Consider the following 19,351-nt stretch of genomic DNA (forward strand, 5'->3'; position numbering starts at 1 on the left):
GCACGGACCGCCGCTTTTTTTCAGGCGTAAAAAAACGCTACGGAACCGGGGTTCCGTAGCGCTTCTGCCCAGGCCGCCGCGCGCGCGTTACTGCCGCGCCCGCGCCAACCTCACGTGATGCACGTTACTTCGCGTTCACCGACTTGCGCGCGTTCGCCGAAGCGACCGCCGTCATGTTGATGATACGGCGCACGGTCGCGGCCGGCGTCAGGATATGCACCGGCTTTTCCGCACCCAGCAGGAACGGCCCGACCGTCACACCCTCGCCGCCCACGACCTTCAGCAGGTTGTAAGCGATGTTCGCCGCTTCGACGTTCGGCATGATCAGCAGATTCGCTTCGCCGGCGAGCGTCGTGCCCGGGAACGCGGCCTTGCGGACCGTCTCCGACAGCGCCGCGTCGCCGTGCATTTCACCGTCGATTTCGAGCGACGGCGCGCGTTGCGTGATCAGCTTGCGCGCCGCGGCCATGCGCTGCGACGACGACGACGGCGCGCTGCCGAAGTTCGAGTTCGACAGCAGCGCGACCTTCGGCGTGATGCCGAACTTCTCGATTTCGCGCGTGGCGAGCATCGTCATGTCGGCAAGCTGCTCTGCGGTCGGCACTTCGTTGACGTACGTGTCGCAGATGAACAGGTTGCGGCCCGGCAGCATCAGCAGATTCATCGCGGCGAAGTTCTCGACGTCGTCGGCCTTGCCGAGCACCTGCTCGATGAAGTTCAGATGCGTGTGGAACTGGCCGATCATGCCGCAGATCATGCCGTCCGCTTCGCCAAGGCGCACGAGGATCGCGCCGATCAGCGTGTTGAACTTGCGCATCGCGGCCTTCGCGACGTCCGGCGTCACGCCTTCGCGCGCGCCGAGTTCGTGATACGCCTGCCAGCACTTGTGATAGCGCGGATCGTCTTCCGGATCGACGATCTCAAAGTCTTCGCCGCACTTGAGCTTCGAGCCCATCTTCTTCAGACGCATCTCGATCACCGACGGACGGCCGACCAGGATCGGCTTGGCGATCTTTTCGAGCAGCACGAACTGCGCGGCGCGCAGCACGCGCTCGTCTTCGCCTTCCGCGAACACGATGCGCGCCGGTGCCGACTTCGCCGCCGCGAACACCGGCCGCATCACCATGCCCGAGCGATAGACGGTCGCGCCGAGCTGTTCGCGGTACGCATCCATGTCCTGGATCGGGCGGGTCGCGACGCCCGAATCCATTGCGGCCTGCGCGACGGCCGGCGCGATCTTGATGATCAGGCGCGGATCGAACGGCTTCGGAATCAGGTATTCGGGACCGAATTCGAGCGAGTGGCCTTCGTAGGCCTTCGCGACTTCATCGCCCTGGTCGGTTTCCTCAGCCAGTTCGGCAATCGCGCGCACGCACGCGAGCTTCATTTCTTCGGTGATCGTCGTCGCGCCGACGTCGAGCGCGCCGCGGAAGATGAACGGGAAACACAGCACGTTGTTGACCTGGTTCGGATAGTCCGACCGGCCGGTCGCGATGATGCAGTCCGGGCGCACCTTGCGCGCTTCTTCCGGGCGGATTTCCGGCTCGGGGTTCGCGAGCGCGAGAATCAGCGGCTGCGAGCCCATTTCGGCGACCATCTCCGGCTTCAGCACGCCGGCGCTCGAGCAGCCGAGGAACACGTCGGCGCCGCGAATCGCATCGGCGAGCGAGCGCGCTTCGGTGTGCGCCGCATAGCGCTCCTTCGACGGATCGAGGTTGCCGCGCCCTTCGTAGATCACGCCCTTCGAGTCGGCGACGAGAATGTTCTGCTTCGACAGACCGAGATTGACGAGCAGATCCAGACACGCAATGGCCGCCGCGCCCGCGCCCGAACAGACCAGCTTCACTTCGTCGAGCCTCTTGCCGACCACCTTGAGGCCGTTCAGGATCGCCGCCGACGCGATGATCGCGGTGCCGTGCTGATCGTCGTGGAAAACCGGAATCTTCATACGTTCGCGCAGCTTCTTCTCGATGTAGAAGCACTCCGGCGCCTTGATGTCCTCGAGGTTGATGCCGCCCAGCGTGGGCTCGAGCATCGCGATCGCCTCGACGAGCTTGTCCGGATCGGATTCGCTCAGCTCGATGTCGAACACGTCGATGTCCGCGAACTTCTTGAACAGACACCCCTTGCCTTCCATCACCGGCTTCGCGGCAAGCGGGCCGATGTTGCCGAGGCCGAGCACCGCGGTGCCGTTCGTGATCACGCCGACGAGGTTGCCGCGCGACGTGTACTTCTGCGCGTCGAGCGGTTCCTCGTGAATTGCCATACAGGCTGCCGCCACCCCCGGCGAATACGCGAGCGACAAATCCAGCTGGTTCGACAGCGCCTTGGTAGGCGTCACCGAAATCTTGCCAGGTTTCGGATTCTGGTGATATGCGAGAGCGCTTTGCTTGAGTTGTTCGTCCATTTCTAGGCCTGCGAGACGTAAGTGATTGGGCCCGGCGGCACACATCGTTGCAGCGCTTTCATCTGTCGGACGGATAGACGACCGAGGCGGTTTTCGCACGCGCCCGGTCAGGCGCGACGGCTTACCTCGACGAAGACGAGACGATGTGGAGTGCTTCGCGGGTCGATCAGTGTACACCCCGGACGTGTCGATGCACTGAGTGGTTAACAGGACTCGCCATTGGCGAAACAGGCGCTCAGGACGCTGCGTCGCCACGACCCGGCCGTGCTTTTCCGCCATGCGGCGGGGCGCCATGCGGGCCGCATGGTCCACGCATTCGCAGGATCCGAAGCGATTGAAGGACGCGCTTCGTCGACGCGGTCAGTCGAGTTCGGCGCCGCGTCGCTCCGGTATCAGAACCAGGGTCGCGAGGATGTCGAGCAGGTAAATCGACGCCAGTAGCGCGAGCGCCACGCCGAACGAGTAGCGCGCCGCCAGCGCGCCCACGACGACCGGCCCAAAGCCGCCCACCGCGCGACCCGCGTTGAACAGCACGTTTTGCGCGGTGGCACGCGCATCGGTTGGATAGAGCTCCGAAATCAGCGCGCCGTAGCCGCCGATCATGCCGTTGACGAACACCCCCATCGCCGCGCCGCCGATCAGCAACGCCATCGGCGTCGTCAGTTGCGCATAGACGAACACCATGACGACGGCACCCGCCTGGTAGAACAGGAACGTCGGCTTGCGGCCGAAGCGGTCGGCGGCGATGCCGAATAGCCAGATGCCGGCCGCCATGCCGAGGATCGTCGCGGCGGTCCACAGCCCCGATTTGGTCAGCGAATAGCCGAAGGTCTTCGACAGATAGCTAGGTAGCCAGATCATCAGCCCGTAATAGCCGAAGTTCTGCACCGAGCACAGGATCGTGACGCCGAGGCTCGCGCGCGTCGTGCGTCCATCGACGAACAGCAGTTTCAGCGGCAGCTTGCGCATGCCGCGCGCGACGCGTTGGTCGAAAAGCGCCGGCTCCTCGACGCGGCGCCGCACGAAGAACGACACGACCGCCGGCAGCAGCCCGAGCGCGAACATGCCGCGCCAGCCGATCACCGGCAGCAGCAGCGGCGTCAGCAACGCGGCCGCCAGCACGCCAAGCTGCCAGCCGAGCCCGACATACGACGACACCCGCGCCCGCTGCGACGCCGGCCACGCTTCGGCGACCAGCGTCATACCGATGCCGAATTCGCCGCCCAGCCCGATCCCGGCGATGGTCCGATAGATCAGCAGGTCCGTGTAGCCTTGCGCGAGCGCACACAGGCCGGTGAACACCGCGAAGATCAGGATCGTCCACGTCAGCATGCGCACGCGGCCGAAATAATCGCTGAGCACGCCGAAGAGCACGCCGCCCGCCACCGCACCGATGAGCGTCCATGTGACCAGCGCACCGGCCTGCGAGGAACTCAGATGCAGGTCGGCGGCGATCACCGGTAGCATGAAGCCGAGAATCAGCAGATCGAAGCCGTCCATCGCATAGCCCAGCACCGACGCAAGCAGCGCGCGGCCCGCATAGCCCGGTTGGACGGCGGAGCGGGTTTCGGTGGCGGAGGCGGGTGGAGCGGCGTTCATTGAAAGCATTCCGTAGGTCTGAAGGCGGCTGCGTGGGAAGCGTCCCGGGAAAGTCGCGTGAGTGTAAAGGCGGCCTCACCCGGTCACAAGACGATGCGCGCGCCAAAGCGCCCGCCGGCTGCGCCGCCGCGCACGACGGCCTCCTCGGTGCGACCCGTTTCAGGTAAAATAGCGGCCCACGCGCGCAGCAAAAGCCGGTCTGTGCTCTTCCCCCGGCCGCGTATCCCGCCCAGCATGGCGCGGCATACCCCGCTTGCTGCGCCACCGGGCCCAGCGCCCGCTTCTCCCCCGCTCACTCCGAAGGATCCGCCCATGACAGGCTTCGATCGCCAGACGATCTCCGACACCACCGCCAAAATGCTGCTCGAAGTACAAGCAGTGCATTTCAATGCGGAGAAACCGTATATTTTCACGTCCGGCTGGGCGAGCCCGGTGTATATCGACTGCCGCAAGCTGATCTCGTATCCGCGTGTGCGCCGCGGCCTGATGGAAATGGCCGAAGCGACGATCCTGCGCGACGTCGGCTATGAGCAGATCGACGCAGTCGCCGGCGGCGAAACCGCGGGCATCCCGTTCGCGGCATGGCTGTCCGACCGCTTGATGGTGCCGATGCAGTACGTGCGCAAGAAGCCGAAGGGTTTCGGCCGCAACGCGCAGATCGAAGGTCTGCTGACCGAAGGCCAGCGGGTGTTGCTCGTCGAAGACCTGACGACCGACAGCCGCAGCAAGATCAACTTCATCAACGCGCTGCGCACCGCCGGCGCGACGGTGAACCACTGCTTCGTGCTGTTCCACTACAACATCTTCAAGGAAAGCGTGTCGGTGCTGAAAGACATCGACGTCGATCTGCACGCGCTCGCCACGTGGTGGGACGTGCTGCGCGTCGCGAAGCAGAACAACTACTTCGAAACGAAGACGATCGACGAAGTGGAAAAATTCCTGCACGCGCCGGCCGAGTGGTCCGCTGCACATGGCGGTGCGACGTCTACGCCGCAATAAAGCCATCGCGGTAAGGCAGTGACAATAAAAACGTAGCCGCTTTATGCGGATTGAATGAAAAAGCCGCCTGTTTCGCAACAGGCGGCTTTTTTATCGCCGATTGTTTATCGCCGATTACCCGGCGGACGAAACGAGGCCCGATCTCAGGACTGGTTCGCGATGTCCTTACTCGAGTTCGACGAAAGATTCAGCAAACCATTGCTCTGCGCATACTGGAATAGTTGGGAGTCGCGATCGATTCCGAGCTTGCGCATGGCCGCGTTTTTTTGTGTGCTGATCGTCTTGATGCTGCGATTCAAACGCTCCGATATTTCCTTGATCGTCATACCCGATACGAACAGGCGCACGACTTCGAGTTCGCGCCGCGACAGCTTCGAGTCGTCGCGCTTGCCGGCTGAATTGACCCGCAACCCATCGAGCACCGCCTTCACCGACGGGCTCATATAGGTCATGCGACGGCCCACGTGTTGTACCGCAAGCGCAATATGGCTGAGATCGTCCGATTTGTTCACGACCGACGTCACGCCAAGTTCCTTGAGCCGTTTGAGCAATGCGGCGTTCTCGAGCATGGTGAGCACGACGATCGGCAGATTCGGGAAATTGCGGCGCAAATAGTCGATGAGTTGCAAGCCGTCGCCGTACTGACCGCCCGGCATGGCCAGGTCGGTGACGAGCACGTCGCATTCGGTGGATTGCAACATTTTGATAAGTTCAGTCGACTGCCTTGCGCGCCCAACGACTTGCATGCCGGGAAATTTGAGCAGCGCATTTTCAGCGCCAAACAGAATAACCGGATGATCGTCTGCCACCACGACCCTGAGTGAAACTTGCATCGTCCTCCTCTGGACGGATAAACCGGTCTCCACAACTTCTAACACTGCTTTTGACGCTCGCTATTTAAACGAGTCAAATGCAGTAAGGGTCGCGCGACAATCCTCTTACTATAGCTGATTTCCTGTCTGCGAATTCCGCGGCACGCGAACATATTGCGTCGCAGAGCTAATCAGCGCTGATGTTAGACTTGGTTCGACCTTGGGGCACAATTCAGGACAACGACAGTCGCGAGGACCCGCGCCTCGCGCCCTTACAGGAGAACCGGCATATGCGCGTGCGTTGCCTGGTTGTTTCGCTGGCTTCATCTTGGCGGCATCGATCGCTCGCCGTCGGCGCGATGCTCGCGCTATTCGCAGCGCATGGTGCCGGTGCGCGGGCCGACGAGCCGTTCACGCTGACGAGCGCGAGCGCGCGCGCGGGCGGCACCGTGCAGAATGCGCAGGTGTTCGACCAGAACGACTGCAAGGGCGGCAACCGTTCACCGCAGCTCTCATGGCGCGACGCGCCGGCCGGTACGCGCGGCTTCGCGATCACGATGTTCGACGAGGACGCGCCGGGGCGCGGTTGGTGGCACTGGGCGGTCGCGGGCATCCCCGCCACGGTCGACAGCCTGCCCGAGAATGCGAGCTCGTCCGGTTTCCTGCGCAAGCTCGGCGCGGTCGAAGCGCGCAACGACTTCGATACCGACGGCTATGGCGGCCCGTGCCCGCCGCCCGGCAAACCGCATCGCTATATCATCACCGTGTACGCGCTGAACTCGGCCGATCTGCGTCTCGCGCAAGGACGTCCCGCGTTGATGTTCGATCACGAGATCGGCACGGCCGCGATCGGCAGCGCGCGGCTCGAGGTCAATTACGGGCGCTAGTGGCGGGCGTCGCGGTCGTGATGGGGCGCCGCCGCGCCGCATCGCCTGGCTTGCGCCGTTCGCCTTCCCGATCGCTTTGCGGGAGCACTTCATGTCGAAGATCGTCATCGTTTATCACAGCGGCTACGGCCACACGAAGAAGGTCGCCGAAGCCGTGCTCGCGGGCGCGCTGGAAGCCGGTGCGCAGGCGAAGATGATGCCGGTCGGCGACCTCGACGACGCCTCGTGGGACGAACTCGCCGCCGCCGACGCGCTGATCTTCGGCGCGCCGACCTACATGGGCGGCCCGTCGGCCGACTTCAAGAAGTTCGCCGACGCCAGTTCGAAACCGTGGTTCGCGCAGGCGTGGAAAGACAAGATCGCAGCCGGCTTCACGAACTCGGCGACGATGAACGGCGACAAGTTCTCGACTATCCAGTACTTCGTCACGCTGGCGATGCAGCACAGCATGATCTGGGCCGGCACCGGCATGATGCCGTCGAACACGAAGGCCGCGACGCGCAACGATCTGAACTTCGTCGGCGGCTTTACCGGACTGCTTACGCAATCGGCGGCCGATGCGTCGCCCGACGAAGCGCCGCCGCCGGGCGATCTCGAAACCGCGCGCCTGTTCGGCGCGCGCATTGCGGGCGTCACCGCGCGCTGGATCGCGCCGCGCGGGTAGCGCCGCGCGGCTAATGGCTGAACGGCGCCGAAACGATGTCGCGGCTCATCTACGGTTCATCTTCGGTCATCAGCCCACATTCGCCATGCAACGGGTCACGCCAACGTCACGTTGTGCGCGCATCGTCGTTTTTTCGCGCTGCACCGCACAGTCGCGGCGATGACGTCTTAGAATAACGTTCCGGCGCGGCGTCGCGCCCCGTTTCCAGCGAGTGAGATCGAGATGAGCACGAAAGTTTTTGTCGACGGACAGGAAGGCACGACCGGCCTGAAAATTTTTGAATACCTGTCGCAGCGCGCCGACGTCGAAATCCTGCGTATCGAAGAAGCGAAGCGCAAGGACCTCGACGAGCGCCGTCGTCTCATCAACGCGTCGGACGTCACGTTCCTGTGTCTGCCCGATGTCGCCTCGCGCGAGTCGGCCTCGCTCGTCGAGAACGACCGCACGGTGCTGATCGACGCGAGCACCGCGTTCCGCACCTCGCCCGACTGGGCCTACGGCCTGCCCGAGCTGGCTCGCTCGCAGCGCGAGCGCCTGCGCACCGCCAAACGCATCGCCGTGCCGGGCTGCCACGCCTCGGCGTTCGTGCTCGCGATGCGCCCGCTCGTCGAAGGCGGCGTCGTCGCGCCCGAGTTCGCCGCGCACGCCTATTCGATCACTGGCTACAGCGGCGGCGGCAAGAAGATGATTGCCGACTACGAAGCCGGCGGCAACGACAGACTCAAGAGCCCGCGCCCGTACGCGCTCGGCCTCACGCACAAGCACCTGCCGGAAATGGCCACGCATACGGGCCTGAAGTCGGCGCCGATCTTCACGCCGATCGTCGGCGACTTCTACAAGGGCCTCGCGGTCACCACGTACTTCTCGCCGGGCCAGCTCGCGAAGAAGACGACGCCGCAGGACGTGCAGGCTCAGTTCGCCGAATACTACGCGGGCGAAGCGTTCGTGCACGTCGCGCCGTTCAACGCCGACGCGAGTCTCGACAACGGCTTCTTCGACGTGCAGGCGAACAACGACACCAACCGCGTCGACCTGTTCGTGTTCGGCAACGAAGAGCGGTTCGTGACCGTCGCGCGGCTGGACAATCTCGGTAAGGGCGCGTCGGGAGCGGCGATCCAGTGCATGAATCTCGCGATCGGCGCGGCAGAAGGCACCGGTTTGAAACGCTAGGCGAGTCGACCCGCATCCGCGGTGCCACGAAAAAAAGCCGGTCTTCACAGACCGGCTTTTTTGTTTTAAAGCCGGTGCTCGCTCTGTGCGCACCGTTGCTGGGCGCGTGCGGCGGTGGCGGCGACGGCAGCAGTAAAGGCGACGGACCGATGACCGAAACGCGGCTGTGCCCTGCGTCGCTCGACTACGGCACGGTCTTCACCGGTGGCGGCGGAGACGGTGAACTCGTCAAACTGCGGCTCGATAACACGAAGATGACGTGGCAGATCAGCTACATCCAGTCGCCGATTCCCGCCACCACCGGCACCGTCACCCCGACGCGCGCGGGCCAGGTCGCGAGCGGTTCCCTGACCCAGCAAACGCTGCTACCGACCAACAAGCTGAACCAGTGCGCGTTCCGTCTGAACGGCGCGAGCCTCGATGCGAGCCGGCCGGCGCGGATTTTCGTGGGCGAAGGCGTCGCGGGAGGAACGATTCCGGGCGCGGAAATCTCGTTCGGCGGCGTGCTCGGCGTCGGCGCCGTCCCCGACACGACGTTCCCGTACTACACGTTCATCGGCTTTTCGTCGATCGAGACGAACCTTGCGAACGTCGCGGGCACGTACAACCAGCTCGGCTATCACCAGTTGCCGTCGCAGAACTTCGCGCCGGTCGCGGTCGGTTCGAAGATCACGATCAACAAGGACGGCACGTGGACCCAGTGCGACAACACCGGCGTCAACGCCGGCATCTGCCAGCAACCCGGCAGCAACTTCCCGGTCACAGGCGCTAGCAGCAGCGGCGCGTTCGAAACCGACAATTTCCAGGGCCAGGCGAAGCCGACGCTCGCGACGGCGCCCAAAGCGCGCGGCTACACGATCGTCGGCAAGCTGAAGGGCCAACTGGTGCCGATCCTCGTGCGCACGGGCGCCGCGAACCCGTCGGCGATTACGCCTATCGACGGCTCGCCTGGACCCTACGCCGACGACGAATCCGGCATTTCGATCCTCGCGCCGCAAGCGGCCACCGCGGTGACGGCGCCACACTCGCCGCCGCTGCGGGCAAGCCGGGGGTGACGCAGGTGTCGGCGAAGGTGTCGTCGTCGTGGGCGCCGGTGTTCAACGCGGGCCTTGCGTACAGCATCACCGAGCACGGAGGGCTCGTTGCGTCGGTCACGTATCTCCCGCTGAAGACGACGTCGTCGGTCATCATCAAGGCGGCCGATGGGACAGAGCTTGGCGTGTCGAAGGCGGATCTGAGCGCAAACTCGATCATTTCCTTCCTGGCCGTGTCGTATAAGTTCTGAATTTGATTTTCCGCGGTCGCGGCGCCACTTTGGGCGCGCGGCAAATTCCGGGCAAAAAAAAGCCCACCTAGGTTGGCGGGCTGAATCCATATCAGAGGAGACATGGAGGAGACAAGACGAACTATAGCAGACCGCTTGGTGCGTTGCAACATGCAAATTAGGGTTGACCCTCAATGTTGCAGACATACAACGGTCACATGGGTACGGCTCAGTTTTCCCTTGTCTGCCGACACGCGCGGTGCTTAGTGCCTCACCAGCGCCATCATCGCGCCGAAACCGACGAACACACCGCCCGTCAGCCGGTTGAACATTCGCGCGACGCTGCGGCTCTTCAATCTGGCGCCGATGCGCGTGCCAAAACCCGCATACACCAGATACCAGCTGACCTCGATCGACGCGAACGTCGCGAGCAGCACGCCGAACTGCGGCAACTTCGGCTGGGTTGCATCGATGAATTGCGGCAGCAGCGCGGCCGCGAACAGGATCGCCTTCGGATTGCTGCTCGCGACCAGAAAGCCGTTGCGAAATAGCGCGAAGCGCGAGCGCGCGGGCCGGGCTGTCAGGTCGTCGACGTTGTGCGCGGCGGTTTCGTCGGCCGGCGCGCGCCATGCCTTGATGCCCAGATATACGAGGTAGGCCGCGCCGATCATTCGCAGTGCGTTGAACATGGTCGGCCATGCCGCCAGAAACACGCCGAGCCCCGCCGCCGATACCGCCAGCATCAGCACCAGCGCCGACAGACAACCGGCCATCGTCGCGCTCGCGCGACGCAGGCCGTGCTGGGCGCCGTGCGTCATCACGAGCAGCATGTTGGGACCGGGAATCGCGGAAACGACGAAAACGGTGGCGGCGAACAGCCACCAGGTATGCAGAGTCATCGAAATCGGGTGTCGGGGAATCGGGTGGCTATTATGCCTTGCCGCCCAGCGCGACTCATGCGGCCACGTAGCATCGATCGCTCGCGTCCGGCGATCGACAGCGCCGTCAGCGGCCGGCCCGACGCGTCGCGACCTGACCCAGCACCGCGAAATCCTTCTCGCCGTCGCCGTGCGCGATCGCCTCGATCAGGCTGTCGCGAACCACGCTCGCGACCGGCATCGGCGTCGTCACCGCATCGGCGGCGGCGAGCGCGAGACGCACGTCCTTCAGTCCCAGACGCGCCTTGAACAGCGCCGGCTCGAAGCGCTGCTCGGCGATCAGCTTGCCGTAGCCCGAGTACACCGGTCCCGGAAACAGGCCGCTCGTGATCACGTCGAGAAAGTCCTGCATCGCGAGGCCGTGGCCCGTCACGAGCGCGGCCGCTTCGCCGAGCGTCTCGATCGCCGCGCCGAGCATGAAGTTCGCGGCCAGCTTCATCACGTTCGCCTGCTGCGGCAGCGAGCCGATGCGCCAGGTCTTCTGGCCGAGTGCGTCGAAAATCGGCTGGATCCGGTCGATCGATTCGGCCGGGCCGCCCGCGACGATCGTCAGCTTGCCCGCGGCCGCGACGTCGGGCCGCCCGAGCACCGGTGCGGCGACGTAATGCACGCCGCGCGACGCGTGCGCGGTCGCGAGCTCCTCGGCGAGCGCCACGGAAATCGTCGCCATATTCGCGTGGATCAGCCCGCGCGGCGCATGTTCGAGCAACGACGCGGTGATGACTTCGCGCAGCGCGGCATCATCGGCGAGCATCGAGAACACGGCGTCGCCCGCAAACGCTTCAGCCGGCGTCGCGACGACTTGCGCGCCCAGCCCGGCCAGCGGCTGGGCCTTTTCCGGTGAGCGGTTCCACACGCGCACCTGGTGCCCGGCTTTCAGAATGTTTGCAACCATCGCGGCGCCCATCTCGCCGAGACCGATAAAACCGATGTCCATCTATCGCTCCGTCTTCTAAAGAACCCGAAGTAAAGCACACTCATGCGACAAGCGCAGGACAACGCGCAACCCGAGCGGTGCGATACTGCAGGCATGGTCACCGCGACATTCCGCTTCTACGAGGAGCTGAACGACTTCATCGCCCGGCCGCTGCGGCGACGCGCGTTCACCTGCGTCTGCGCGCGCGGCGCAACGACCAAGCACATGATCGAAGTGCTCGGTGTGCCGCATACCGAGGTCGAGCTGATACTGGTGAACGGCGACTCGGTCGGTTTCGATCATCCGCTCGCCGACGGCGACCGCGTTGCGGTCTATCCGAAATTCGAGGCGCTCGACATCCAACCGCTGCTGCGCGTGCGCGAGCGTCCGTTGCGCGTGATGCGCTTCATCGCCGATGCGCATCTCGGCGGCCTCGCGCCGCTTCTGCGGCTTGCGGGCTTCGATACGCTGTACGACAACCACTTTCCCGACGCCGATATCGAGGCGCTCGCCGCCGCGCAGCAGCGCATCGTGCTGACGCGCGACCGCGAGCTGCTCAAACGCCGCAACATCACGCATGGCTGCTACGTGCGCGCGCTGCGGCCGCGCGAGCAGTTGCGCGAAGTGTTCGAGCGGCTCGACCTCGCGCGCAGCGCGCAACCGTTTCGGCTATGCCTCGTATGCAACGCGCCGCTGCGACGCATCGCACGCGAGGAAGCCGGCCCGCGCGTGCCGCGCGGCGTGCTGCAGCGGCACAGCCGCTTCGTGACCTGCGATGTATGCGGCCGCGTGTTCTGGGAAGGCACGCATTGGCAGAGGATGCGCGCGTTGATGGACAGCGTCTCGGCCGGCGCGCCGGACCGTGTCGGCTGACGCCCCGCGCTTGCGTACAATGCGGGTTGATCTATTTGGCAGAGGCCTTTCCGATGATGAAAAAAACCGACCTTGAAAAGAACAAGGCGCTGAAACTGGGCAACGCGATGAAACAGGCGACCGCGAACCGCGGCGGCAAGAACGCGGCGGCCGAGCCGAAGATCGACCGGCGCGAGCAGCGCAAGCTCGATCAGGCGCAAGGCCTCGTCCCGTTTGCGTGCAAGCTCAACGGCGAACTGGTGGAGGAGCTGAAAACGCGCGCCGCCAGTCATCCGGACGGCCTGAACGGGCTGCTGGACGAAGTGATCCGGCGCGGGCTCGCGGGCTGATCTTCCCGCGCGCAAAATCCGCCGCAACAGCAAAAAGGCCAGAGCGCGAGCTCTGGCCTTTTTGCTAACAACGCATCTGCCGCCACCGGCTGCACCGACCGGCAAACGGTGCGGCGCAGCGCTATGTCGCGCCCGACGAGCGCGCGTTGGCTTAGTTCTGCACGCCCTTGTCGTTCGTGCCTGCTGCCGAAGCTGCGGCGGAAACGTGTGCCTTCTTGCCGTGGGTCTTCAACTGCTTGACGTGGTGCTTCTTCGGTGCGCTTGCTGCTTCCATAGCAGCGGCATCCGATGCCTGCGCGAAAGCCTGAACGGAAACGAGTGCGATCGAAGCGGCTGCGAGCGAGACGATAACTTTTTTCATGTGTTGATCCCCAAACCAGACGACTGAGTCAATGTGAATGAATACAGCTGCACGGTAGAGCGGCTGGACTTCGAGGTGCCTTGTGCTCCCCGCGGGAGAGTATTACCCAAGCGTAGGCGGTTTGTCATGCGCAAAACTCGATATGTATTTTCCGGGAGACAGCCTGCTTTCAGCGTGCTTTCATCTACCCACAAGGCGCACCACGGACCCTACCAGGTCCCCGTGAAGCCGCCGCCCGCGCGCCTCGCCGACCGCTTCGCGGCGCTCAAACCAGGTTCCGCAGCAGGCTCGCGGTCTCCTGCAGCGCCGGCAAAACCCGGTGCAGCGCAGCGTTCGCCGACTCCTCGCCGATCGGCATGCTGACGCTGATCGCCGCGACCACCGTACCGTGCCGGTCGCGCAGCGGTACGGCGACGCCGCGCACACCGATCTCGAGCTGCTGGTCGGTGACCACGTAGCCGTTGCGGCGGATTTCGCCAAGCACTTCTCTGAGCCGTTCGACGGTCGAATAGGTGTACGGCGTGAAAACCTTGATCGGATACGACGCGAGCCACGGGTCGATGCTGTCGGGCGGCTGGAACGCGAGCAGCACGAGCCCCGCCGACGATAACGGCGCCGGCGCGCGCGAGCCGGTCACGAAGCCGACCGCCATCGCCCGATTCACGCCGTTGCGCGCGACGTAGACGACGTCGTGTTCGTCGAGGATCGCGACCAGCGCGGTTTCCTGCACGGTCGCGGTGATCCGCTGCAGGAACGGTTGCACCGTGCGCGGCAAGCGCGCCGAATCGAGGTAAGACTGGCCGAGCCGCAGCACGCGCGGCGCGAGCCAGAACAGCTTGCCGTCTGTGTCGACGTAGCCGAGCTCGCACAGCGTCAGCAAATAGCGGCGCGCAGCCGTGCGCGACAGGCCGGCGCGCGCGGCGACCATCGTTGGCGTCATGCGCGCGTGCTCTTCGTCGAATGCTTCGATGATCGCGAGCGCCTTCGCGGCGCCCGCGATCCAGTCCTTGTCGTCCATGTCGTTTGCTCGTGGAAGGAGCGGGGGATCGCGGTCCGGTCCGCAAGTCGCTTGATCACCGCGATCCGCAGGCCGGCGACCGCACGGCCGTTGCGCGATTATCGCGCGACTCGCGGGGTTTGCCTGCCCGGCGCGCGACGCCCGCGTATCATGTGAGCGATTCCTTACCGGCTGAGCACCGCGTGGCGCGCCTGCGCGGCTTCCCAGCGCGATCCCAAGACAAATCAGAAGAAATCTTGCATCCCGATACCCGCCAACACCTGCGCGCGAACGTGCTGATGCTGATCGCCGCGATGATCTGGGGCTCCGCGTTCGTCGCACAGCGACTGAGCCTCGATACGATCGGCCCGTTCCTGTTTACCGGCTTGCGCTTTCTGCTCGGCGCGCTCGTCGTGCTGACGATGATCGTCTGCGTGCGCGGCGCGGCGCTCGCCGAGCGGACGAAGCGCGCGCCCGGCGGAGCCCGCGAACTGCTTGGCGCGGGCGGGCTGCTCGGCGTCGTGCTGGCCGTGTCGATCTCGCTGCAGCAGATCGGCCTGCAGTACACGAAGATCGCGAACGCGGGCTTCATCAGTTCGCTGTATGTGGTGATCGTGCCGCTGCTCGGCGTGCTGTTTCGCCACCGGACTGGCCTCGGTACGTGGCTTGGCGCGCTACTGGCGGCCGTTGGCATGTACTTCCTGAGCGTCGACGAGCACTTTTCGATGCTGTACGGCGACTGGTATCAGCTCGCCGGGGCGCTGGTGATTTCCGCGCAGATGATGCTGGTCGGCCGCTTCGCGGCGCGCCACGACACGCTGATGCTCGCACTCGCGCAGTTCGTGACCTGTGGGCTCGTGTGCCTGTCGATCGGCCTTGCCATTGAACCCGTTAGCGCCGCGGTAATTGCGCGAGCCGCGCCGACGATCGCGTACGGCGGTGCGTTATCGGTGGGCGTCGCGTATACGATCCAGGTGGTCGCGCAGCGCTACGCGGCGCCCTCGCATGCGGCGGTGATTTTCAGCATGGAGGGCGTCTTCGCGGCGTTTGCGGGCTGGCTCGTCCTCGGCGAAACGCTGACGACTCGCGCGTTGTCCGGCTCTGCGCTGATGCTCGCGGGATTGATCGTGTGTCAGATACTGCCGGGCTGGAAACGCGCCCGGCGGCGTGCGCCGCAGGTGATGTGATTTACAGCGTTTTAAAACGATTCGACGCCAACGCTCGGTGCGCGATGCGCGCCGACAGGCGTCTTGCCCCTTCGCCCAACTATGCCGCGCGCGGATGAGCGAATAGGCTCGGCGTATCGGCGGTTGGCGGAAACACGCACCAGCAGCCGTCGTCGTGGCGAAAGAAGAACAAACCCCGCCCGCCCTGTTCCGACGACGTCTCCACCCGCACGTAGCGCCGCCCGCCCGCGCGCGTGCGGCTGAACTCCGTCACGTGAACCGGCTCGGCCGGCGATGGCGAAAGCCACTTCTCGACCAGAAACCGCAACGACTGTTCGCTCGCGGCTCTCATGATCTGCTCCGGAACAGCTTGTCGCGCTGCGCATCGCGCGTGGACTCGGGACTGTCGTCGTCGCGAGCGGCGTCGTCGTTCTCGGCGGCCTCGGCGGTTGCCAGCGCCATCATCCGACCGATCGCGACCGCGCGCAACGAGCTGCAATGGGCCGCATGTCGAAGGTCCGACAGAAGACGGACTAGCTGTCGTGCTGATCTGCGTTTCATACATCCCCCGCACTGCACCAGAAACCTCACAAAGCACTTTAACTCTATGCCGGATTGTTCGTTGGGCAAATGATTTTGACCAAATAGCAACAGTCGCGCTTGCAATAAGAAGGTGCGCAATCTTCGTACCGCGTTATCAATGTGCGCGTTCGGTGGGCGGAAATCTGTGCGGTGGCGAGCGCTTCGCATCGCGCGAAGTGTCGATGCGGGAGCAACGGGAAGTGTCGGTCGGAGGCGTGGTTATCCACAGCGACCTCTGAATAACTCCGGGATAGCGCGGCGAACAGCCTGTGCGCGAAATCTTGATAAAGATCAGGGTCGGCTAACGGTGTTCGAACTTATCCCAGTTATGTAGTTTTTCTACCGACGTGTTCCGCAGGGTTATAGGTTTCGCATGATGTTGAAGCGGCGCGACATTTGCGACTTATCCACAGAATCGGTTAACCCTTGTTAACTACTACTACGTATGTATACGTATCAAGTAAACACCATAAGGTGAATATCGCTGCGCGCCTGAATCAGAGGCTGATCGGACCTTGATCAGCCTCGATGCGAAGGCCGCTGCGCCGCTGTCACGGCACCAAAGGCGCCGTGCCGCTCGCGGGTTCGATCGCTGCAGCCTGGCCAATCGGGTCGGCGGGCTGGACCGGCGAGGATGTCGACGGTGTCGTCAACGGAACCGGTGCGGGCGCGGTTAACTGCACTGGCGCGGGCGCTGACTGGACCGCCTGAGCCGCAGTTGGTGGCGTCACGGCGACAGGCTTGTCGGTCGTCGGTTGGGCGAGCGCTGGTGACGTCGTCTGAACCGGCACGGTCGGCGTCGTTCGAACTGCAGCGGAGGTGGTCGCCGCTACCGGTTCGGGCACCGGCTCGGGGATCATCAGTTGAAGCGGCGCTGCTACCGGCATCGGCAGCGTCCGCGTCTCGATCGGGCTGCTCGTCACCGGCTGCGTGCGCACGACCGTCTGCAAGTAATGATCGACGAGACCGAAAAAGCGGTCATAGAACTTGCCCGACGGAATCGTCTCGCTCGAGATCTTCACCATCGCGTCGCTATTCGAGCGAATCGGCAGCGACAGCGAACCGAGCACGCTGAGTCCGACGCTCGCCGACGTATCGCTCTTCTTCAATGCGAAGCCGTTCTGCACCGCGTTCACGTACACGATGCTGGTATCGGCCGCCTCTTCGCCAGGCGTGCACACGACGTGAAATTCGACGACCACGTGCGAATCGCCGGTCGGCTGAAAATTCTTCGTGCCGTCGACGGTATCGGGACCCGACATCGTCGTCAGATAGCCTTGGCTCAGCAATGCGCGGCGCGCGGCTTCGCAGCTATCGCCCGTACTCGAATTGAAATTGCGCGCGTACGGGCTTGCGCCGGTTTCGAATAGTTCCTGAGTGAATTCGGGTTGCGGCGTGCTGCTGCATGCCGTGAGCGCGACCAGCCCGATCAGGGCCGCGGCGGTGGTGCGGGAAAAGGGGTTCTGCATGATCAGTTGCGAGAAGCGCCTCGTGAGCGCGAATGGAAATGCATTGTAGAGCGGGCAGCGTCACGTGCGTAAAAAGCGTGCAAGGTGCCGCCCGGACGCTATTACAGCGGGAAACAGCGCGTCAACTTGAAGCACGCCGCCGCGCCCTCGCCGTGCGTACGGGCGAAAATGCGAAAGAAATCGCGCGTGCGCGCCTAGTTCGACGTCGTGCGCGTCGAGCCCACCGTCGCGGCCGAAGTCGACCCAGAGGTCGCGGCCGACGATGCCCCGGCTGCCCCGCTCGCGGCGGGTGCCGCGGATGCAATGAGCGCCGCCGGCACGCTGAACGCGTCGGCCCACGGGTTCGCGCTGGCGCAACGATCCGCCTCGCACGACGCGGCCCGCCCAGCGGCCCCGGAAGCGCCGTCAGCGGGTGTCGCAACCGCCGCGAAATCCTCCACGCGCAGATTCACCTTCTGCGCATAGGCCTTCGAGCCGCCATAGCTCTTGAGCGCGGTATTCAGATCGCCGTTCGCCGAGCGCATGTAGCCGTACAGAATCGCCGAGCCCGCTTCGATGTTCGCACCCGGCTCGGTCAGATCCTTCACGTTGCGCAGCAGGCCGCGGTGCGCCTGCGGCACGACCTGCATCAGCCCCGTCGCGCCATTGGCGCCGCGGGCTTTTTCCTTGAAGCGGGATTCGATCGAGATGATGGCGAGCAGCAGCGCCGGAGGCAGGGAGTATTTGTTGGCGGCGGATTGCACCGCGTCGGAGATCTTTCGAGCCTTTTCTTTGCCCACACCGAACTTCTGCGTCAGGTACGCCGATATTCGGTCGGTGTTTTCGTCGGCCGCCGCGGTTTGCGCGAGGCCGAGCGAAAGCACGATCAGGCAAAGTAACCGGCTCATAGTGGACGTCGGAGGAAGCAAAGATCCGCGCATTATAGCGCCGCCGCATCGGGCGGCGCCTTTCCTCGGCAATTTTTGTCTTTTAAATCAAGGGTGAGCGGAACTCGTCCCGCTTTCCGATGCGTTCATTTGACCGCTTTTGACTTCAGGTCATAGCCGTCGCTCAGCGTCGCGAGGAACACGGCGACGTCGTCGATATCACGCTCGGACCAGACCGGACGCTCGCCCGGTTTGCGCGTCAGCGGCTCGTCGGTCGTATCGACGTTCACGCGCAGTGCGACCGGCAGATCGTTGAACTTGTCGACTTTGCCGTGCGCATCTCTTGGATACCACTTGTCCGGGTTCGTATCGCGTTGCACGTAGAAACGCAACGCCTCTTTCAGCGTGTGGAAGCGACCGTTGTGAAAAAACACGTGGCGCGTCGCGGCATTGCGCAGCGATACCGACTTGAACAGTCCGCAGTTCAGCTTGTCGCTCTGATCCGTACGCAATGGTCCGCACAGGCCCATGTCGAAATACTTCGGATCGGCGTTGACCTTCAGTTCAGCGTTGCGCGGCACGCCAAGCGCCTGAAAGTTGAAGTCGGTGAAAAGCGGATGAGCGCCGTTCACGCCCGACTGGTCGATATGACAGGATGCGCAATTGCCGCCGGCGGGGTCGTCGAACAGTTTTTTGCCGCGCAACTCTTGTGCAGTTAGTTGCACTTTCCCGTCCAGGTAGTAGTCGAACTTGCTCGTGTACGGATGAAAACTCGGGTCTTCGAGCTCGAAGCGCTCGATCGCGTACATCGCCTGGGTGAACGCCTTGGTCGGATCGGCAAAAATGTTCTGGCCGAATACTTCCTTGAAGCGCGCAGCGTAGGGCGCGCGCTGCATCTTCGCGAGCAATGCGGCCGGATCCTTGTTGGCCATCTCGTTCGGATTGAACAGCGGGAAGCGGCGCGTGTCAAGGTACTTGTCGCCTCAGTCATGCAGCCAAAGGCTGTTTAAGTGTGGCATGCGAAGCCATCGTGACGACTGACTCGCGCTCCG

At 64.1% G+C, this 19,351-nt stretch carries 18 protein-coding genes and 2 pseudogenes; 9 read left to right on the forward strand and 11 right to left on the reverse strand.

Features of this window, described 5'->3' with window-relative positions; all coding sequences use genetic code 11:
- Positions 1-124: 124 nt before the first annotated feature.
- Positions 125-2,407: an NADP-dependent malic enzyme gene (locus HDG37_RS37170; RefSeq protein WP_184056365.1), complete on the reverse strand. Its 2,283-nt coding sequence runs from the start codon at positions 2,405-2,407 to the stop codon at positions 125-127.
- A 360-nt stretch (positions 2,408-2,767) separates the two neighbouring features.
- Positions 2,768-4,006: an MFS transporter gene (locus HDG37_RS37175; protein WP_184056367.1), complete on the reverse strand. Its 1,239-nt coding sequence runs from the start codon at positions 4,004-4,006 to the stop codon at positions 2,768-2,770.
- A 312-nt stretch (positions 4,007-4,318) separates the two neighbouring features.
- Here HDG37_RS37175 and HDG37_RS37180 point away from each other — a divergent pair, with 312 nt between their 5' ends.
- The gene (locus HDG37_RS37180; protein ID WP_184056369.1) at positions 4,319-5,005 is read left to right on the forward strand and encodes an orotate phosphoribosyltransferase; all 687 of its coding nucleotides are present in this window, start codon (positions 4,319-4,321) and stop codon (positions 5,003-5,005) included.
- Between the two features lie 143 nt (positions 5,006-5,148).
- Here HDG37_RS37180 and HDG37_RS37185 read toward each other — a convergent pair whose 3' ends face one another.
- On the reverse strand, positions 5,149-5,838 hold the full coding sequence (locus HDG37_RS37185; RefSeq protein WP_184056372.1) for a response regulator: 690 nt from the start codon (positions 5,836-5,838) through the stop codon (positions 5,149-5,151).
- A gap of 269 nt (positions 5,839-6,107) precedes the next feature.
- On the opposite strand from HDG37_RS37185, the gene HDG37_RS37190 reads away from it, so the two are divergent.
- The 5 genes and pseudogenes from HDG37_RS37190 to HDG37_RS37210 form a co-directional block, all read left to right on the forward strand.
- The gene (locus tag HDG37_RS37190; protein ID WP_184056374.1) at positions 6,108-6,704 is read left to right on the forward strand and encodes a YbhB/YbcL family Raf kinase inhibitor-like protein; all 597 of its coding nucleotides are present in this window, start codon (positions 6,108-6,110) and stop codon (positions 6,702-6,704) included.
- 91 nt (positions 6,705-6,795) lie between these two features.
- A complete protein-coding gene (locus HDG37_RS37195; RefSeq protein ID WP_026225500.1) occupies positions 6,796-7,368 on the forward strand; it encodes a flavodoxin family protein in 573 nt (190 codons plus the stop codon).
- A 222-nt stretch (positions 7,369-7,590) separates the two neighbouring features.
- Positions 7,591-8,538, forward strand: coding sequence for an N-acetyl-gamma-glutamyl-phosphate reductase (gene argC, locus HDG37_RS37200; RefSeq protein WP_184056376.1), 948 nt, complete (start codon positions 7,591-7,593; stop codon positions 8,536-8,538).
- Between the two features lie 74 nt (positions 8,539-8,612).
- Positions 8,613-9,551 (forward strand): annotated as a pseudogene (locus HDG37_RS37205) (DUF2957 domain-containing protein); the annotation flags it as partial.
- A 2-nt stretch (positions 9,552-9,553) separates the two neighbouring features.
- Positions 9,554-9,823, forward strand: a pseudogene (locus HDG37_RS37210) (OmpW family outer membrane protein); the annotation flags it as partial.
- A 242-nt stretch (positions 9,824-10,065) separates the two neighbouring features.
- Here the strand turns inward: HDG37_RS37210 and HDG37_RS37215 are convergent.
- Positions 10,066-10,701: a LysE family translocator gene (locus HDG37_RS37215; RefSeq protein WP_184034702.1), complete on the reverse strand. Its 636-nt coding sequence runs from the start codon at positions 10,699-10,701 to the stop codon at positions 10,066-10,068.
- A 106-nt stretch (positions 10,702-10,807) separates the two neighbouring features.
- Positions 10,808-11,677 (reverse strand): NAD(P)-dependent oxidoreductase, encoded by an 870-nt coding sequence (locus tag HDG37_RS37220; RefSeq protein WP_184034705.1) that lies wholly within the window; start codon positions 11,675-11,677, stop codon positions 10,808-10,810.
- A 93-nt stretch (positions 11,678-11,770) separates the two neighbouring features.
- On the opposite strand from HDG37_RS37220, the gene HDG37_RS37225 reads away from it, so the two are divergent.
- Together HDG37_RS37225 and HDG37_RS37230 are read left to right on the forward strand one after the other, a co-directional pair.
- Positions 11,771-12,529 carry a Mut7-C RNAse domain-containing protein gene (locus HDG37_RS37225; protein WP_184056392.1) on the forward strand — a complete coding sequence of 253 codons (759 nt, stop codon included), beginning with the start codon at positions 11,771-11,773 and terminating at the stop codon, positions 12,527-12,529.
- Positions 12,530-12,582: 53 nt separating this feature from the next.
- The gene (locus HDG37_RS37230; RefSeq protein WP_184056378.1) at positions 12,583-12,858 is read left to right on the forward strand and encodes a hypothetical protein; all 276 of its coding nucleotides are present in this window, start codon (positions 12,583-12,585) and stop codon (positions 12,856-12,858) included.
- 151 nt (positions 12,859-13,009) lie between these two features.
- Here the strand turns inward: HDG37_RS37230 and HDG37_RS37235 are convergent, their stop codons facing one another.
- The gene (locus HDG37_RS37235) at positions 13,010-13,219 is read right to left on the reverse strand and encodes a hypothetical protein (RefSeq protein ID WP_184056380.1); all 210 of its coding nucleotides are present in this window, start codon (positions 13,217-13,219) and stop codon (positions 13,010-13,012) included.
- Positions 13,220-13,484: 265 nt separating this feature from the next.
- Positions 13,485-14,237, reverse strand: a complete 753-nt coding sequence (locus tag HDG37_RS37240) for an IclR family transcriptional regulator C-terminal domain-containing protein (protein WP_184056382.1) — start codon at positions 14,235-14,237, stop codon at positions 13,485-13,487.
- 236 nt (positions 14,238-14,473) lie between these two features.
- Here HDG37_RS37240 and HDG37_RS37245 point away from each other — a divergent pair, with 236 nt between their 5' ends.
- The gene (locus HDG37_RS37245) at positions 14,474-15,403 is read left to right on the forward strand and encodes a DMT family transporter (RefSeq protein WP_184056384.1); all 930 of its coding nucleotides are present in this window, start codon (positions 14,474-14,476) and stop codon (positions 15,401-15,403) included.
- A gap of 79 nt (positions 15,404-15,482) precedes the next feature.
- Here HDG37_RS37245 and HDG37_RS37250 read toward each other — a convergent pair whose 3' ends face one another.
- From HDG37_RS37250 to HDG37_RS37265, 4 genes are all read right to left on the reverse strand, one after another.
- Positions 15,483-15,734: a hypothetical protein gene (locus tag HDG37_RS37250; RefSeq protein ID WP_184056386.1), complete on the reverse strand. Its 252-nt coding sequence runs from the start codon at positions 15,732-15,734 to the stop codon at positions 15,483-15,485.
- 781 nt (positions 15,735-16,515) lie between these two features.
- Positions 16,516-17,433 (reverse strand): DUF2242 domain-containing protein, encoded by a 918-nt coding sequence (locus HDG37_RS37255; RefSeq protein WP_184056388.1) that lies wholly within the window; start codon positions 17,431-17,433, stop codon positions 16,516-16,518.
- Between the two features lie 194 nt (positions 17,434-17,627).
- Entirely contained in the window at positions 17,628-18,320 is a 693-nt protein-coding gene (locus tag HDG37_RS37260; protein ID WP_184056390.1) for a lytic transglycosylase domain-containing protein, read from the reverse strand.
- 125 nt (positions 18,321-18,445) lie between these two features.
- Entirely contained in the window at positions 18,446-19,249 is an 804-nt protein-coding gene (locus HDG37_RS37265; protein WP_260335259.1) for a cytochrome-c peroxidase, read from the reverse strand.
- Positions 19,250-19,351: the final 102 nt, after the last annotated feature.

The organism is Paraburkholderia sp. MM5384-R2 (assembly GCF_014201025.1).
Lineage (GTDB): Bacteria > Pseudomonadota > Gammaproteobacteria > Burkholderiales > Burkholderiaceae > Paraburkholderia > Paraburkholderia tuberum.

Coding starts and splice junctions, on each gene's coding strand:
- HDG37_RS37170 (WP_184056365.1), bottom strand. CDS start 2,407: ATGGACGAACAACTCAAGCAAAGCGCTCTCGCATATCACCAGAATCCG.
- HDG37_RS37175 (WP_184056367.1), bottom strand. CDS start 4,006: ATGAACGCCGCTCCACCCGCCTCCGCCACCGAAACCCGCTCCGCCGTC.
- HDG37_RS37180 (WP_184056369.1), top strand. CDS start 4,319: ATGACAGGCTTCGATCGCCAGACGATCTCCGACACCACCGCCAAAATG.
- HDG37_RS37185 (WP_184056372.1), bottom strand. CDS start 5,838: ATGCAAGTTTCACTCAGGGTCGTGGTGGCAGACGATCATCCGGTTATT.
- HDG37_RS37190 (WP_184056374.1), top strand. CDS start 6,108: ATGCGCGTGCGTTGCCTGGTTGTTTCGCTGGCTTCATCTTGGCGGCAT.
- HDG37_RS37195 (WP_026225500.1), top strand. CDS start 6,796: ATGTCGAAGATCGTCATCGTTTATCACAGCGGCTACGGCCACACGAAG.
- argC (WP_184056376.1), top strand. CDS start 7,591: ATGAGCACGAAAGTTTTTGTCGACGGACAGGAAGGCACGACCGGCCTG.
- HDG37_RS37215 (WP_184034702.1), bottom strand. CDS start 10,701: ATGACTCTGCATACCTGGTGGCTGTTCGCCGCCACCGTTTTCGTCGTT.
- HDG37_RS37220 (WP_184034705.1), bottom strand. CDS start 11,677: ATGGACATCGGTTTTATCGGTCTCGGCGAGATGGGCGCCGCGATGGTT.
- HDG37_RS37225 (WP_184056392.1), top strand. CDS start 11,771: ATGGTCACCGCGACATTCCGCTTCTACGAGGAGCTGAACGACTTCATC.
- HDG37_RS37230 (WP_184056378.1), top strand. CDS start 12,583: ATGATGAAAAAAACCGACCTTGAAAAGAACAAGGCGCTGAAACTGGGC.
- HDG37_RS37235 (WP_184056380.1), bottom strand. CDS start 13,219: ATGAAAAAAGTTATCGTCTCGCTCGCAGCCGCTTCGATCGCACTCGTT.
- HDG37_RS37240 (WP_184056382.1), bottom strand. CDS start 14,237: ATGGACGACAAGGACTGGATCGCGGGCGCCGCGAAGGCGCTCGCGATC.
- HDG37_RS37250 (WP_184056386.1), bottom strand. CDS start 15,734: ATGAGAGCCGCGAGCGAACAGTCGTTGCGGTTTCTGGTCGAGAAGTGG.
- HDG37_RS37255 (WP_184056388.1), bottom strand. CDS start 17,433: ATGCAGAACCCCTTTTCCCGCACCACCGCCGCGGCCCTGATCGGGCTG.
- HDG37_RS37260 (WP_184056390.1), bottom strand. CDS start 18,320: ATGAGCCGGTTACTTTGCCTGATCGTGCTTTCGCTCGGCCTCGCGCAA.